The sequence below is a fragment of the Thioclava sp. PTB-PU3-1 genome (genome assembly GCF_055666785.1).
The window spans coordinates 159,983-173,063 of the sequence record NZ_JBVNVL010000002.1; the positions used below are offsets into that span (position 1 = coordinate 159,983).

13 protein-coding genes are annotated in these 13,081 nt (G+C 64.9%); 7 read left to right on the forward strand and 6 right to left on the reverse strand.

The window, feature by feature from the left end; genetic code table 11:
* The first annotated feature begins 53 nt into the window (after positions 1–53).
* Complete coding sequence (locus ACZ7GB_RS06260; RefSeq protein ID WP_472157997.1) at positions 54–1,676, forward strand: GMC family oxidoreductase; 1,623 nt, start codon at positions 54–56, stop codon at positions 1,674–1,676.
* On the opposite strand, the gene ACZ7GB_RS06265 is transcribed toward ACZ7GB_RS06260, so the two are convergent.
* From ACZ7GB_RS06265 to ACZ7GB_RS06275, 3 genes are read right to left on the reverse strand one after another with little or no spacing between them, the layout of a single operon-like run.
* A complete protein-coding gene (locus tag ACZ7GB_RS06265) occupies positions 1,652–2,038 on the reverse strand; it encodes a GFA family protein (protein WP_078522557.1) in 387 nt (128 codons plus the stop codon). The genes ACZ7GB_RS06260 and ACZ7GB_RS06265 overlap by 25 nt on opposite strands.
* Positions 2,038–2,766, reverse strand: coding sequence for a rhomboid family intramembrane serine protease (locus tag ACZ7GB_RS06270; RefSeq protein WP_472157998.1), 729 nt, complete (start codon positions 2,764–2,766; stop codon positions 2,038–2,040). The genes ACZ7GB_RS06265 and ACZ7GB_RS06270 overlap by 1 nt, the downstream gene beginning before the upstream one ends.
* Positions 2,767–2,806: 40 nt before the next feature.
* Positions 2,807–3,214, reverse strand: coding sequence for an META domain-containing protein (locus ACZ7GB_RS06275; RefSeq protein ID WP_472157999.1), 408 nt, complete (start codon positions 3,212–3,214; stop codon positions 2,807–2,809).
* A gap of 167 nt (positions 3,215–3,381) precedes the next feature.
* Here ACZ7GB_RS06275 and ACZ7GB_RS06280 point away from each other — a divergent pair, with 167 nt between their 5' ends.
* On the forward strand, positions 3,382–5,349 hold the full coding sequence (locus ACZ7GB_RS06280) for a heme lyase CcmF/NrfE family subunit (protein WP_274962240.1): 1,968 nt from the start codon (positions 3,382–3,384) through the stop codon (positions 5,347–5,349).
* Between the two features lie 3 nt (positions 5,350–5,352).
* Positions 5,353–5,829, forward strand: coding sequence for a cytochrome c-type biogenesis protein (locus tag ACZ7GB_RS06285; protein WP_274962239.1), 477 nt, complete (start codon positions 5,353–5,355; stop codon positions 5,827–5,829).
* Between the two features lie 298 nt (positions 5,830–6,127).
* On the opposite strand, the gene ACZ7GB_RS06290 is transcribed toward ACZ7GB_RS06285, so the two are convergent.
* Both ACZ7GB_RS06290 and ACZ7GB_RS06295 read right to left on the reverse strand, forming a co-directional pair.
* Positions 6,128–7,582, reverse strand: a complete 1,455-nt coding sequence (locus ACZ7GB_RS06290) for an NAD-dependent succinate-semialdehyde dehydrogenase (protein ID WP_472158000.1) — start codon at positions 7,580–7,582, stop codon at positions 6,128–6,130.
* A 1-nt stretch (position 7,583) separates the two neighbouring features.
* Positions 7,584–8,858 (reverse strand): 4-aminobutyrate--2-oxoglutarate transaminase, encoded by a 1,275-nt coding sequence (locus ACZ7GB_RS06295; RefSeq protein ID WP_472158001.1) that lies wholly within the window; start codon positions 8,856–8,858, stop codon positions 7,584–7,586.
* 158 nt (positions 8,859–9,016) lie between these two features.
* On the opposite strand from ACZ7GB_RS06295, the gene ACZ7GB_RS06300 reads away from it, so the two are divergent.
* Positions 9,017–9,601, forward strand: coding sequence for a cupin domain-containing protein (locus ACZ7GB_RS06300; RefSeq protein ID WP_472158002.1), 585 nt, complete (start codon positions 9,017–9,019; stop codon positions 9,599–9,601).
* Between the two features lie 9 nt (positions 9,602–9,610).
* On the opposite strand, the gene ACZ7GB_RS06305 is transcribed toward ACZ7GB_RS06300, so the two are convergent.
* Positions 9,611–10,567, reverse strand: coding sequence for a LysR family transcriptional regulator (locus ACZ7GB_RS06305; RefSeq protein WP_472158003.1), 957 nt, complete (start codon positions 10,565–10,567; stop codon positions 9,611–9,613).
* A gap of 155 nt (positions 10,568–10,722) precedes the next feature.
* On the opposite strand from ACZ7GB_RS06305, the gene ACZ7GB_RS06310 reads away from it, so the two are divergent.
* From ACZ7GB_RS06310 to ACZ7GB_RS06320, 3 genes are all read left to right on the forward strand, one after another.
* Positions 10,723–11,508: an ABC transporter substrate-binding protein gene (locus ACZ7GB_RS06310; RefSeq protein WP_078522566.1), complete on the forward strand. Its 786-nt coding sequence runs from the start codon at positions 10,723–10,725 to the stop codon at positions 11,506–11,508.
* A gap of 95 nt (positions 11,509–11,603) precedes the next feature.
* Complete coding sequence (locus ACZ7GB_RS06315) at positions 11,604–12,395, forward strand: creatininase family protein (RefSeq protein WP_168174750.1); 792 nt, start codon at positions 11,604–11,606, stop codon at positions 12,393–12,395.
* Positions 12,396–12,405: 10 nt separating this feature from the next.
* Positions 12,406–13,053: an amino acid ABC transporter permease gene (locus tag ACZ7GB_RS06320; RefSeq protein ID WP_078522568.1), complete on the forward strand. Its 648-nt coding sequence runs from the start codon at positions 12,406–12,408 to the stop codon at positions 13,051–13,053.
* Positions 13,054–13,081: the final 28 nt, after the last annotated feature.

The window sequence follows — 13,081 nt, forward strand, 5'->3', positions numbered from 1 at the left end:
CCCTATCTTCCGAAACCCGTTAGGCTTTTCGCGAACGAGGGAAGGAGGAGCCCTTGCGTTTCGATTATCTCATTCTGGGCGGCGGCTCGGCGGGGTCGGTGCTGGCGGCGCGGTTGTCGGAGGACCCAACCGTGACCGTCTGTCTCGTCGAGGCGGGGCGCGAGGCGCGCGATATCTTCGTGCGTGCGCCTGCGCTGGTCGCGACGATGGTCGCGGGACGGCCGCCGATCCACAACTGGGCGCTGCGCACGGTGCCGCAGCCGGGGTTGAACGGGCGGCGCGGGTTCCAGCCGCGGGGCCGGGGGCTGGGCGGGTCGTCGGCGATCAACGCGATGCTCTATGCGCGCGGCCAGCCCGAGGATTACGACGGCTGGGCCGAGGCGGGCGCCGAGGGTTGGGACTGGGAGACCGTGAAGCCGTGGTTCCTCGCCTCCGAGCGCAATGCCCGCGGAGCGTCGGACTGGCATGGCGCGGCGGGACCGTTGCAGGTCGGCGACCAGCGGCGGCCACGGGCGATCAGCCGCGCTTTCATCGAGGCCTGCGCGGCCGTGCAATGCCCGCCGAACGAGGATTTCAACGGACCGCGGCAGGAGGGGGCGGGGCTCTATCAGGTCACGCAGTTCTGGGACGGTCCGCGCAAGGGCGAGCGCTGTTCGGCGGCGGCGGCTTATCTGCATCCGGTGATGGCGCGGCCCAATCTCACCGTGCTGACCCGCGCGCGCGCCGAGCAGATCGAGATCGCGGAGGGGCGCGCGACGGGGGCAATCGTCCGGCAAGGCCGCAAGCGCATGAAGATCGAGGCGGCGCGCGAGGTGATCGTCTCGGCGGGGGCGTTCGGCTCGCCGCAATTGCTGATGCTGTCCGGGATCGGGCCTGCGGATCATCTGCGCGAGGTCGGGATCGAACCGCGTCTCGATCTGCCGGGCGTGGGGACGAACCTGCAGGATCATCTAGATTACGTCATCAGCTACACGTCGCCCCGGCGCGACGTCGTGGGGCTGAACCCGCGCGGGCTGATGCGGCTGGCGCGGGCGGCGGGCGCGTGGCGCAAGCATGGCGAGGGGCTGTTCGCCTCGCCCATGGCCGAAGGCGGGGCCTTCCTGCGAAGCGATCCGAGCCTCACCCGGCCCGATTTGCAAATCCATTTCGTCGTGGGCATCGTCGATCAGCATATGCGAAAGCCGCATCTGGCCGATGGCTGGTCCGCTCATATCTGTCCGCTGCGGCCTCAGTCACGCGGGACGTTGCGACTGGCCTCGAGCGATCCGCGCGCGGCGCCCTTGATCGACCCGGAATACCTGTCCGATCCGCGCGATGCAGAGCTGCTGCTGAAAGGCGCGCGGCTTCTGGACCGGATCGCCGAGGCGGAGCCGCTCACCCCTTGGCGGGGCCGCAGGTTCTATCCGCATGACGGCACGGATGAAGGGCTGATGGCCGATATCCGGGCGCGGGCGGATACGATTTACCATCCGGTCGGCACCTGCGCGATGGGGCAGGGCGACATGTCGGTGGTCGATCCTCAGCTGCGGCTGCGTGGGATCGAGGGGCTGCGCGTTGTCGATGCCTCGGTGATGCCGCGGCTGATTTCGGGCAATACCAACGCGCCGACGATCATGATCGCCGAGCGCGCCGCCGCGTTCATTCGAGAGGATCAGTCGACGCGATCGGTGGGGTGATTGACGCCGTCGTTCCACGGCACCGGGTCCAGATCGCGCGGGTTCACCCCTTCCAGACAGGCGGCGTTCACGCCGTATTGGTTCGGGTTCGAGCGGCGTTGGTGATGGGTGTAGATGCCGCAGGTTTTGCAGAAGTAATGCTTCGCGGTCATCGTGCCGAATTGGTAGAGCGTCAGGTTGTCCTCGCCCTTCACGATGCGGATGCCCGAGAGCGGGGCCGAGACCGCCACCGCGCCGCGCCGACGGCAGAAAGAGCAGTCGCAGCGCCGCTTGGTGTTCAGCCCGTCAGAGAGCGTCACCTCCATCTCCACCGCGCCGCAATGGCAGGTCAGGCGGTGGGGCGACTGGATTTCGGGCAGCATCAGCGTCTCCGTGTGACTGTGGGGATATTGGTCTGGCGCTCGCGCGCCTCGGGGAAGGGCGGGTGGCCATGGGTGAGCCGCCAGAAGAGCGGTCCGCCAAGGCGATACCACAGCGGTAGCGTCAGAAGCACGCCCGCCACGAAGCCGCCGATATGGGCCATATGTGCCACCCCACCTGCCGTGCCGCTAGTGAATTCATTGAAGAGCTGAATCACGAACCAGAGACCGAGAACCAGCCACGCAGGCGTGGCCCAGATCTTGAAGAAGACGAGGAAGTAAAACAGCACGTCGATCCGAGCTTTCGGATGGAGCAGAAGATAGCCCCCCATCACGCCTGCAATCGCCCCCGAGGCGCCCACCATCGGCACGGTCGCATCGGGGGTCGTCGCGATCTGCGCGAAGGCGGCGGCCAGCCCGCAGGCGAGATAGAAGATCAGGAACAGGACACGCCCCATCCGGTCTTCGAGATTGTCGCCGAAGACCCACAGAAACAGCATGTTGCCCGCCAGATGCAGGATGCCCGCATGCAGGAACATATGGGTGAAAAGCCCGTGCCACGCGACGCCATGGGTCACCGCGGCAGGCCAGAGCGCGTTGTTGAGCCAGAGCTCCCGCATATCGCCGCCCCAAGGCGCGGTGAAGACATAGACCACGATATTGATCGCGATCAGGGTCCATGTGACCCACGGGGTGCTGTAAGAGGGGTTGTGATCGCGGATCGGGAACATCGCCCGAGAGGGCCACGCCCCGCACCGCTGGTCAAGGCGCTTATTGCGTGGCTTCGATCACCGTGTCGCCCTGCGCGATCAGCTCCAGCCGGTCCTGCGACAGTTTTACCGTATCGACGCGGGCCATGGCCGAGTGGAAGGCCTTCTCGACACCCATTGCGGGCTCGGGGCACATCATGCGTGTTCCGGCCAGCTCGCCGACGCGCACCCGGCCGTCCTTTTCCGAGATCCGGCCGTTATAGTGATTGCAGCCTGCTTTACCCGCGATCAGGCCCTTTTCGGGATGGGTCAGCGTGACTTCGACGCCGTCGGGCAGGGGCTTGCCGTCGATCGCGACAACTTCCCAGATCGCGTTCGGCGCGATCACCTCGAGAGGGTCGCCCGGCTCCGACTGGCATCCTGCCACAAGCCCCAAGGCCAGCAGCGGCCCGATCACGATCGCACGCATTTTAAGCATCCCTTCTGGTCTCACGCGCCTTGCTTAGACCCTGGGAATGGGCTGTGCCATTCACGCCCCCGTGAGCGGCTATCGGAAAGTTGCGACATCGGCGCGCATCCTCCTTGGCCCGAAGGCCGGATATCTCTATGCTCTCGCCCCGCGACAGGAGGAGTCCCATGATCAATGAACTCGGGCATTTTGCCCTGATTCTCGCCTTTGCGGTGGCCATCGTGCAGGCCATCGTGCCCATCGTCGGCGCGCAAAAAGGCTGGCGCGGCTGGATGGCGGTCGGCGAACCCGCAGCGACAGCGCAGTTTTTGCTCATCGCGGTGAGCTTCGCGGCGCTGACCCACGCCTTCGTCGTGTCGGACTTCTCGCTGAAGCTGGTCTGGGCGAATTCCCATACCGACAAGCCGATGCTCTACAAGATCACCGGCGTGTGGGGGAATCACGAAGGCTCGATGCTTCTGTGGGTGTTGATCCTGTCGCTCTTCGGGGCGGCGGCGGCCGTGTTCGGTGGCGCTCTGCCGCCGCGACTGCGCGCCCGCGTGCTGAGCGTTCAGGCCTGGATCGGCGTGGCGTTCCTCGGCTTTATCATCTTCACCTCCAACCCGTTCCTGCGTCTCGCAGAGCCGCCGTTCAACGGCGAGGGGATGAACCCGCTGCTGCAGGACCCGGGCTTGGCTTTCCACCCGCCCTTCCTCTATCTCGGCTATGTCGGCCTCTCGATGTCGTTCTCCTTCGCGGTGGCGGCGCTGATTGAGGGCCGGGTCGACGCGACCTGGGCGCGCTGGGTGCGCCCGTGGACGCTGGCGGCGTGGATCTTCCTGACCATCGGCATCGCGCTGGGCTCGTGGTGGGCCTATTACGAGCTTGGCTGGGGCGGTTTCTGGTTCTGGGACCCGGTGGAGAACGCCTCCTTCATGCCGTGGCTTCTGGCCGCCGCGCTGTTGCACTCGGCCATCGTGGTCGAGAAGCGCGAGGCGCTGAAGTCGTGGACCATCCTTCTGTCGATCATGGCCTTCGGTTTCTCGCTGATCGGCACCTTTATCGTGCGTTCGGGCGTGATCACCTCGGTGCATAGCTTCGCCTCCGACCCGCAGCGCGGCATCTTCATCCTCGGCATTCTTGCGCTCTTCGTGGGCGGGGCGCTGACGCTCTATGCATTCCGAGCGACCTCGATGCAGGCCAAGGGCGTGTTCTCGATGCTGTCGCGGGAAACCGCGCTGGTGATCAACAACATCCTGCTGGCGGTCGCGGCGCTGGTGGTCTTCGTGGGCACGGTCTGGCCGCTGGTCGCGGAGATGTTCTTTGGCCGCAAGCTGTCGGTCGGCGCGCCGTTCTTCGATCAGGCTTTCACCCCGTTCATGGTGATCCTCGCCCTGATCCTGCCGATCGGCGCGATGATGCCGTGGAAACGCGCGCGTCTTGGCCGCGTGGTGAAGCCGCTGATCCCGGCCTTCGTGCTGGCGCTGGCCGTGGGCGGGCTCGCCTGGGCCGTCGAGAGCGGCAATTCGCTGCTCGCCCTCGTCGCGGTGTTCCTGGGCAGCTGGCTGGTCTTCGGGGCCATGACCGAGCTGTGGCAGCGTTCGGCGCGCAATTTCGGACGCCTCAAGCGCCTGCCGCGCGCTGATTGGGGCAAGGCCACCGCGCATGCGGGGCTGGGTGTTACCTTCATCGGCATCGGTCTTCTGACCGCGGGCCAGATCGAGGATATCCGCGTCGCCAAGATCGGCGAGCCCTTCACCGTGGACGGCTACCAGATCACGCTTCAGAAGGTCGAACAGGTCAAAGGCCCGAACTACACCTCCTCCACCGGCACGATGACGGTCGAGAAAGACGGCAAGCTGATCGGCACCATGCATCCCGAGAAGCGCGTCTATCCGGTGCAGCGGATGCCGACGACCGAAGCCGCTATCCACACCACGCCGCTGGGCGATATCTACCTCGTGCTCGGCGATCCGCAGGATCAGGGCGGCTACGCGGTGCGCACCTATATCAAGCCCTTCGCGGACTGGATCTGGGCGGGCGCGATCATCATGGCGTTGGGTGGGCTGCTGAGCCTTTCGGATCGCCGCTACCGTGTGGCAGCGGGGGCGCGCAAATCGCGTGCCGCCTCGTCGCAAGCGTCTCCGGCGGAGTAAACGATGCTCAGGAAAACCTTCTTTGCCTTGGCGTTGGTGCTTTCGGCGCTCCTCTCGATCGGGCCTGCGCTTGCGGTGCAGCCCGACGAGATCCTGAAGGACCCGGCGCTGGAGGCGCGGGCGCGCGAAATCTCCAGAGTGCTGCGCTGCCCGGTCTGTCAGGGCGAGAATATCGACGACTCCAATGCCGAAGTGTCGAGGGATCTGCGGCTGCTGGTGCGCGAGCGCTTGCAGGCGGGCGACACCAATAGCCAGGTGATCGACTACATTACCGCGCGCTACGGCGAATATGTCCTGTTCGAGCCGGAGAAGCGCGGGGCGAACCTGCTGCTGTGGTATCTCGGCCCGGGGGCTTTGATCGTCGCGCTGATCGGCGGGTTCTTCTATGTCCGCTCGCGCCGCTCCGCGTCCGAGGGTCCGGCTCAGCCCGATCTCTCCGAGGACGAGCGCAAGCGGCTTAATGAGCTGATGGGCGAGTAGGGGGCTTTCCTGCCCTCGCTCGAGCCTTCCATCCAGACGGAAAAGCAGGGCGCGCGGCGGCCCGTGGGGTGGCGCATCGCGACCTTGGACGGCAGGCGCTTTATGCCAGCCACGCCCCTCCATCGAATGAACGTCGCGCGCGGTTACCAATGCGTCAGCCCGTCGGGTCGGGCCGGCGCGCGCCCTGCGCCTTCGGCGCGCTCCGGGCGCAGGCGCTCTTCAGGCGTCTGAAAATGAAAGAAGCGCCGGGTAAGCCCGCCGCTTCTCTATTCTCGCCCTGATCTCTCGGGGGCAGCGCTTACTCGATCCCGCCGAGGCACATGTATTTCAGCTCGGTGAAATCCTCGATCCCGTATTTCGAGCCTTCGCGGCCGACACCCGATTGCTTGATGCCCCCGAACGGGGCGACCTCGGTCGAGATCAGCCCAGTGTTCACACCGACGATCCCGGTCTCCATCGCCTCGGCCACACGCCAGACGCGGGCGAGGTCGTTGGCGTAGAAATAGCCCGCCAGCCCGAACTCGGTCGCGTTGGCCATCTCGATCGCCTCGGCCTCGGTCTCGAAGCGGATCAGCGGAGCGAGCGGCCCGAAGGTCTCCTCGCGCGCGACCCGCATCTGCTGCGTCACGCCGGTCAGCAGCGTCGGCTCGAAGAAGGTGCGCCCGAGGTTCGAGCGATGCCCGCCTGCTGCGACCTGTGCGCCCTTTTCGGTCGCGTCGGAGATATGCGCCTCGACCTTGGCCAGCGCGTCCGCGTTGATCAGCGGCCCGGTGGTCACGCCCGGCTCGAAGCCGTTGCCCGGCTGCAGGGTCGCAAGCCGCGCGGCCAGCTTCTCGGCGAAGGCGTCATAGACCCCGGCCTGCACGTAGATCCGGTTCGCGCAGACGCAGGTCTGCCCGTTATTGCGGAACTTCGCGATCATCGCGCCGTCGACCGCCGCGTCGAGATCGGCATCGTCGAAGACGAGGAAGGGCGCGTTGCCGCCGAGTTCCAGGCTGATCTTCTTCACCGTCTCCGCCCCTTGGCGCATCAGGATCTTGCCCACGCGCGTCGAGCCCGTGAAGGTGATCTTGGCGACCTTGGGGTTGGCGCAGAGCTCTTCGCCCATGCCCGCCGCATCGACGCCGGGGATGATGTTGAAGACGCCCGCAGGGATACCCGCGCGCTCGGCCAGAACGGCCATCGCGAGGGCCGAGAGCGGCGTCAGTTCGGAGGGGCGCCCGACGAAGGTGCAGCCCGCCGCCAGCGCCGGGGCCAGCTTGCGCGCGATCATCGCGTTGGGGAAGTTCCACGGCGTGATCGAGCCCACCACGCCCACGGGCTGGCGGATCACGAGGATGCGCTTGTCGCGCTGGTGGCCGGGGATCACGTCGCCATAGACGCGCTTGGCCTCTTCGGCGAACCATTCGAGGAAGCTTGCGCCATAGGCGATCTCGCCCTTGGCCTCGGCCAGCGGCTTGCCCATCTCGGCGGTCAGGATCGCGGCGAGGTCATCCTGATTTTCCATCATCAGGTCGTGGAAGCGGCGCAGGTAGCCTGCGCGCTCCTTGCCGGTGAGCGCGGCCCAGTCCGGTTTCGCGGCATGGGCGGCCTCAATCGCGGCGCGCGTGGCGTCCACGTCGAGATCGGCCACTTCGGCGACGGTTTCGCCGGTCGCAGGATCCTGCACGGCGAAGCGTTTCGCGCCCTCGATCCACTCGCCGTTCACATAGGCGCGGGTCTCCAGCAGGCTCGGGTCGTTCAGCTTGAGCATATCAGCCCTCCTTCGCGGCGGTCATCGCCTCTTCGAGGATGTCGAGCGCCTTGGCCATCTGGTCGTCGGGGATGGTGATCGGCGCGAGGAAGCGGATCACGTTGCCATAGACACCGCAGGTCAGCAGCAGCAGACCGCGGTTGAGCGCCTCGACACGGATGCGCTGGGTCAGCGCTGCATCGGGCTTGCCGTCCGACATCAGCTCGACCGCGACCATGAAGCCGGGGCCGCGGATCTCGGCGATCTCCGGCATGTTGGCGCGGATCGCTTCGAGACGCTGCTTGAGACGCGAGCCGAGCTCGTTGGCGCGGGCGCAGAGGTCTTCTTCCTCGATCACGTCGAGCACCGCGTTCCCGGCAGCGATTCCCAGCGGGTTGCCGCCATAGGTGCCGCCCAGACCGCCCGGGTTCGCCGCGTCCATGATTTCGGCGCGACCGGTCACTGCCGCGATCGGAAGACCGCCGCCCAGACCCTTCGCCATCGTGGTGATGTCTGCGGCCACGTCGTAGGCGTCCATCGCAAACATCGTGCCGGTACGCGCGAAGCCGGTCTGCACCTCGTCCGCGATCATCACGATGCCATGCTCGTCGCAGAAGGCGCGCAGGCGCTTGACGAAATCATGCGGCGCCGGGTTGAAGCCGCCTTCGCCCTGCACCGGCTCGAAGATCACCGCGGCGAGGCGCGTGGGGTCGAGATCGGTTTTGAACAGGCTCTCCATCGCGGCGAAGCTGTCCTCGGTCGACACGCCATGCAGCGCGTTCGGGAAGGGGACGTGGAACACGTCGGGCATCATCGCACCGAAGCCCGCCTTGTAGGGCGCGACCTTGCCGGTGAGCGTCATGGTCATGAAGGTCCGGCCGTGGAAGCCGCCGCTGAACGCGATGACCGCGTTGCGACCCGTGTAGGCGCGGGCGATCTTGATCGCGTTCTCGACCGACTCGGCGCCGGTGGTGACGAAGATCGACTTCTTGCCGAAATTGCCCGGCACTTTTTCGTTGAGCCGCTCGGCGAGGCGCACATAGGGCTCGTAGGGCATCACCTGATGGCAGGTATGGGTGAAGGCGTCGAGCTGGGCTTTCACCGCCTCGATGACTTTCGGGTGGCGGTGGCCGGTGTTCACCACCGCGATCCCGGCGGCGAAATCGATCAGTTCGCGGCCATCGGCATCGGTGACGGTGGCGTTCTCGGCGGAGACGGCGAAGTTCTGGGTCTGCACTCCCACGCCCCGGGCAAGGGCGGCGGCGCGGCGGGTTTCGAGGTCGGCATTGCGGGACATGGGCACTCCTCAGGGGCTGGAGAATCACGGAATGATGTGACGCTAGTGTTTAACGGATGACTGTGCAATGTTTAGTTTGTTAAACGCATGGCGACGGTGCGCGCGCTGGAATTCCGCCCGGCCGCACTCTAGAACAGGCAAAGGACAGGAGGATTGCGGTGAGCGAATTCGACGTGGGCGGACGGCTTCGGGCGATCCGCGAGGACAAGGGATTGTCGCAGCGCGAGCTGGCGCAGCGCTCGGGCGTGACCAACGGGCTGGTTTCGCTGATCGAGCGTAACAAGACCTCGCCCTCGATCACCTCGCTGCGCAAGATCCTCGAAATTCTCGAGACGACGCTGGCGGAGTTCTTCGACAGCGATACGCCCTCCGAGCCCGGCAAGTTCGTCTTCCGGCATTCCGAGCTTACCGAGATCAACCCGGGCCGGATCTACCGCTCGGGCGGCGCGGCGCTCGATGCGCTTTCGCTCAAGCGGGCGGGCAAGTCGCGGCAGACCAACATTCTGCTGCTCTACGAGACCTATGAGCCCGGCGCCGATACCGGGGCGGAGGCCTATGCCCATGAGGGCGAGGAGGGCGGTTTTGTCATCGAGGGCGAGTTGCTGCTGACGGTCGGCGAGACCACCGAGTTGCTGCGCGCGGGCGATGCCTACCTGTTCGACAGCCGCCTGCCGCATCGTTTCCGCAACGTGGCCAAGGCGCGTTGCGTGGTGGTCTCGGCCGCGACCCCGCCGACTTTCTGAGCGGTGCTCTCAGTAATAGGTCCGCTCTTTCAGGTCGCTCTCGGCCATCATTTTTTCGCAGGCCGCGAGGAAGGCGGCTTCCGCGCTCGACTGCTTTCGCTGCCGATTGGTGAGCAGGTAGATATTCACCATCGGCAACCCGTCATAGGGCGGCAGCTGGCGTAGCCGACCCGACTCGACGTCGCGATGCGCGACGTGCAGCGGCAGCGCCCCGATGCCGATGCCGGCCACGATCATCCGGCGCAGTTCGTGCAGGTTCGACGACACCCCGCGCCAGCTCGGGGCGAGTTTGGCCCGCGCACGCAGCAGCGAAACCGGGTGAAGCGGGCCGTCCTCGGTCTCGGTCTGGAACGACACCGAGGTCTCGCCTTCGATTTCGGCGAGCGTGATGTCCTTGCGGTCGAAAAGGGGATGGCGCGTGCCGCAGAACAATCCGAAATACTCGCGGTAGAGCACCTGCGCGCGAAGGTTCTCGGGCGTTTTGTGAAGCAGGCAAATCCCCAGGCTCGCCCGATTCTGTTGCACCCGGTTCACCACTTCCTCGCTCTCGGCCACCGTCATCGAGAAGGTCACCTTCGAATGTTCGGTGGCGAAATCATGCAGCACCGCGTCGTAGTGATCCGAGATCACATGCGAGGTCGTCGTGATCGCGATATGGCCGCGCAGCTCCTCCGCGCCGGTCTCCAGCAGGGAAGGTATCTGCGACACCGCGCCGAAGATCTGGGCGCATTCCTGATAAAGCAGGTTTCCCGCCCTAGTGACTTTGAATTCATTGGGTTTTCGGATGATCAGCTCGTGGCCGGTGCGTTCCTCCAGCCGCTTGAGCGCGGCCGAAATCGTGGGCTGTTTGAGCCCCAGAAGATAGGCCGCCCGGGAGATGCCCCGCTGCTCCACCACCACCATGAAAGTGCGCAGAAGGTTCCAGTCGAGATGCCAGGGGAAACGTTGTTCGTAGGGCTTGACCATAGCCTAGATCTATATTGAAGATTTCTATTATTTATTTGCGCAATGGCGGTCGCCATGCAAGCGTTTCCGTCAACGAGGCTCTGGAAGGGGCGCTCGCCGTGGCGGGACGCGCCGGAAACAAGGCCGCCCGCAGTCATGACCAACAGGAGAAATCCATGACCAACCGCAGAACCGTTCTCAAAACCATCCTCGGGGCTGGCTCGCTCGCCGCGACCGGCATCTCGCTGCCCAGCCTCGCCGCGGCTGACGAGCTGGAGAGCCTCAAGGACAAGGGCGTGATCCGGATCGCCATGTCGGGCGCTTACCCGCCCTTCAACTTCATCAACGATTCGAACGAAGTCGTGGGCTTCGACCCGGCCATCGGCGAGGAGATCGCCAAGCGCATGGGGCTGAAGACCGAGATCGTGACGACCGCATGGGACGGGATCATCGGTGGTCTGCTGGCCAACAAATACGACGCCATCGTCGGCTCGATGTCGATCACGCCCGAGCGCGAGAAGGTCGTCGATTTCGTCGGCCCTTATTACACGACGAAGCGCGCGATCTTCGTGCTGCCCGACAGCCCGATCAAATCCGTTGCCGACCTGAAGGACGTGACTGTCGGCGTGACGCTGGGCGAGACGCACGAAGAGTGGGCGCGTGAGCAAGGCTATGACGTGAAGACCTACAAAGGTCTGCCCGAGCTGATCCTCGAGCTTCAGAACGGTCGTGTCGACGCGATCATCAACGACTCGATCGCGGCGATCCTCGCGATGAAGAAGAACGATTACAAATACCGTATTCTCGACGATCTGAAGACCGACGCGATCGGTGCGGGCATCGCCATCCGCAAGGGCAATCCCGAGCTGAAAGACGCGATGCAAAAGGCGCTCGATTCTATGATGGAAGACGGCACCTACGAGAAAATCGCGATGAAGTGGATCGGCGCTGACATCCGCTGATCGGCGCGATCCAAGGAATGGTGGGCAGTCCGTCGTCTGACGGCTGTCCCGCCACACCCCAAACTTCGATGGATTCCCGAAAGGACACCGAACGGATGACCGCCGACTATGGAAAGCTGACTTGGGAGCAGGTCCGTGACGCGGATAAGGATCGTGTGGTGATCCTGAATGTTTCCGCAACGGAAGATCACGGGCCGCATATGCCGCTCGATACCGATACGGTTCTGGGAATGGCGGTGGCCAACGGCGTTGCCGAAGCCGCGCCCGACGAAGTTTTCGTCATGCCCGCGATCCCCTATGGCTTCAACGAGCATCACAAGGACTTTCCGGGTGTCATCTGGATCCAGCCGGAGACGCTGATCAATTTCGTCTGCGACGTGACCGAGTCCCTCGCGCATCACGGCTTCCGCCGGATCCTGCTGCTGAACTCGCACGGGTCGAACCACCCGATCCTCGATCTCGCGGCGCGCAAGACGGTCATCCGCACCGGCATCATCTGTGTTTCGGCGTCCTATTGGAACTTGTGCAGCGATCGAATTCAGGGCCTGCGCAAATCCGAGGTGGGCGGCATTGCCCATGCCGGAGAATTCGAAGCTGCGATGTACAAGCATCTGCACCCCGAGCTTGTCGATCTCGACAAGGCCGAGTGTCAGAACCTGCACGATCCAGACACCAAATTCTTCAATCTCGATTTGGCGGCCGGTGGTGGCAAGGCGATGCTGATGCGCTGGTGGTCCTCTGTGTCACCCGACGGCACGATGGGGGATCCAACCGTCGCCGATGCCGAGACCGGCAAGGCGTTCCTGGAAGCGGCGATCGAAGAGACGACAGCGCTCGTGCGCGAGATACGCGCGCTGCCCATCCTGTCCCGCCGCGATCATCATTAAGGGGAATGCCGTGGATATCGAACTAATCCTCAAGGTCTATCCGTACTTCCTGAAAGCTGCCGTGATCACGGTCGAACTTTCGGTTCTGACCATCGTGCTGGGGCTCATCTGCGGCGCACTTGGCGCAGCGTCCCGGCTTTCGCGCTTTGCCATCCTGCGCTTCATCGGGGCGGCCTATGTCAGCTTCTTTCGTGGCACGCCCGCGCTGATCCAGCTGTTTCTGCTTTATTTCGGCGGCCCGCAGATCGGCATCCAGCTCGATGCCTTTCAGGCAGGTGTGATCGGGCTGGGCGTCAATATCGGGGCCTACATGACCGAGACGATGCGCGGCGCGATCGTCGCGGTCGACCGGGGGCAGACCGAGGCCGCGCGCACGCTGGGTCTGTCGAAGGCGCAGGCCTTCCGCAAGGTGACGCTGCCGCAGGCGCTGCGCCTGATGATCCGACCGCTCGGCGTGAATATCAACGCGCAGATCAAGGGCACGGCGCTCGTCTCGGCGATCTCGGTGGTGGAGCTGACCTACACCGCGCAGCGCTACATCGGTTCGACCTACAAGCCGTTCGAGATGTTTTTCCTCGCGGGGGTTCTCTACCTCATCATCATCACCGCGGTGGGTAAGGGCGTGTCGTTCCTCGACCGCAAGGTGCGCATCCAATGAGCCGCGCATCCGCCCCCCTTTCCCGCCC

Coding starts and splice junctions, on each gene's coding strand:
- ACZ7GB_RS06265 (WP_078522557.1), bottom strand. CDS start 2,038: ATGCTGCCCGAAATCCAGTCGCCCCACCGCCTGACCTGCCATTGCGGC.
- ACZ7GB_RS06270 (WP_472157998.1), bottom strand. CDS start 2,766: ATGTTCCCGATCCGCGATCACAACCCCTCTTACAGCACCCCGTGGGTC.
- ACZ7GB_RS06275 (WP_472157999.1), bottom strand. CDS start 3,214: ATGCGTGCGATCGTGATCGGGCCGCTGCTGGCCTTGGGGCTTGTGGCA.
- ACZ7GB_RS06280 (WP_274962240.1), top strand. CDS start 3,382: ATGATCAATGAACTCGGGCATTTTGCCCTGATTCTCGCCTTTGCGGTG.
- ACZ7GB_RS06285 (WP_274962239.1), top strand. CDS start 5,353: ATGCTCAGGAAAACCTTCTTTGCCTTGGCGTTGGTGCTTTCGGCGCTC.
- ACZ7GB_RS06290 (WP_472158000.1), bottom strand. CDS start 7,582: ATGCTCAAGCTGAACGACCCGAGCCTGCTGGAGACCCGCGCCTATGTG.
- ACZ7GB_RS06295 (WP_472158001.1), bottom strand. CDS start 8,858: ATGTCCCGCAATGCCGACCTCGAAACCCGCCGCGCCGCCGCCCTTGCC.
- ACZ7GB_RS06305 (WP_472158003.1), bottom strand. CDS start 10,567: ATGGTCAAGCCCTACGAACAACGTTTCCCCTGGCATCTCGACTGGAAC.
- ACZ7GB_RS06310 (WP_078522566.1), top strand. CDS start 10,723: ATGACCAACCGCAGAACCGTTCTCAAAACCATCCTCGGGGCTGGCTCG.
- ACZ7GB_RS06315 (WP_168174750.1), top strand. CDS start 11,604: ATGACCGCCGACTATGGAAAGCTGACTTGGGAGCAGGTCCGTGACGCG.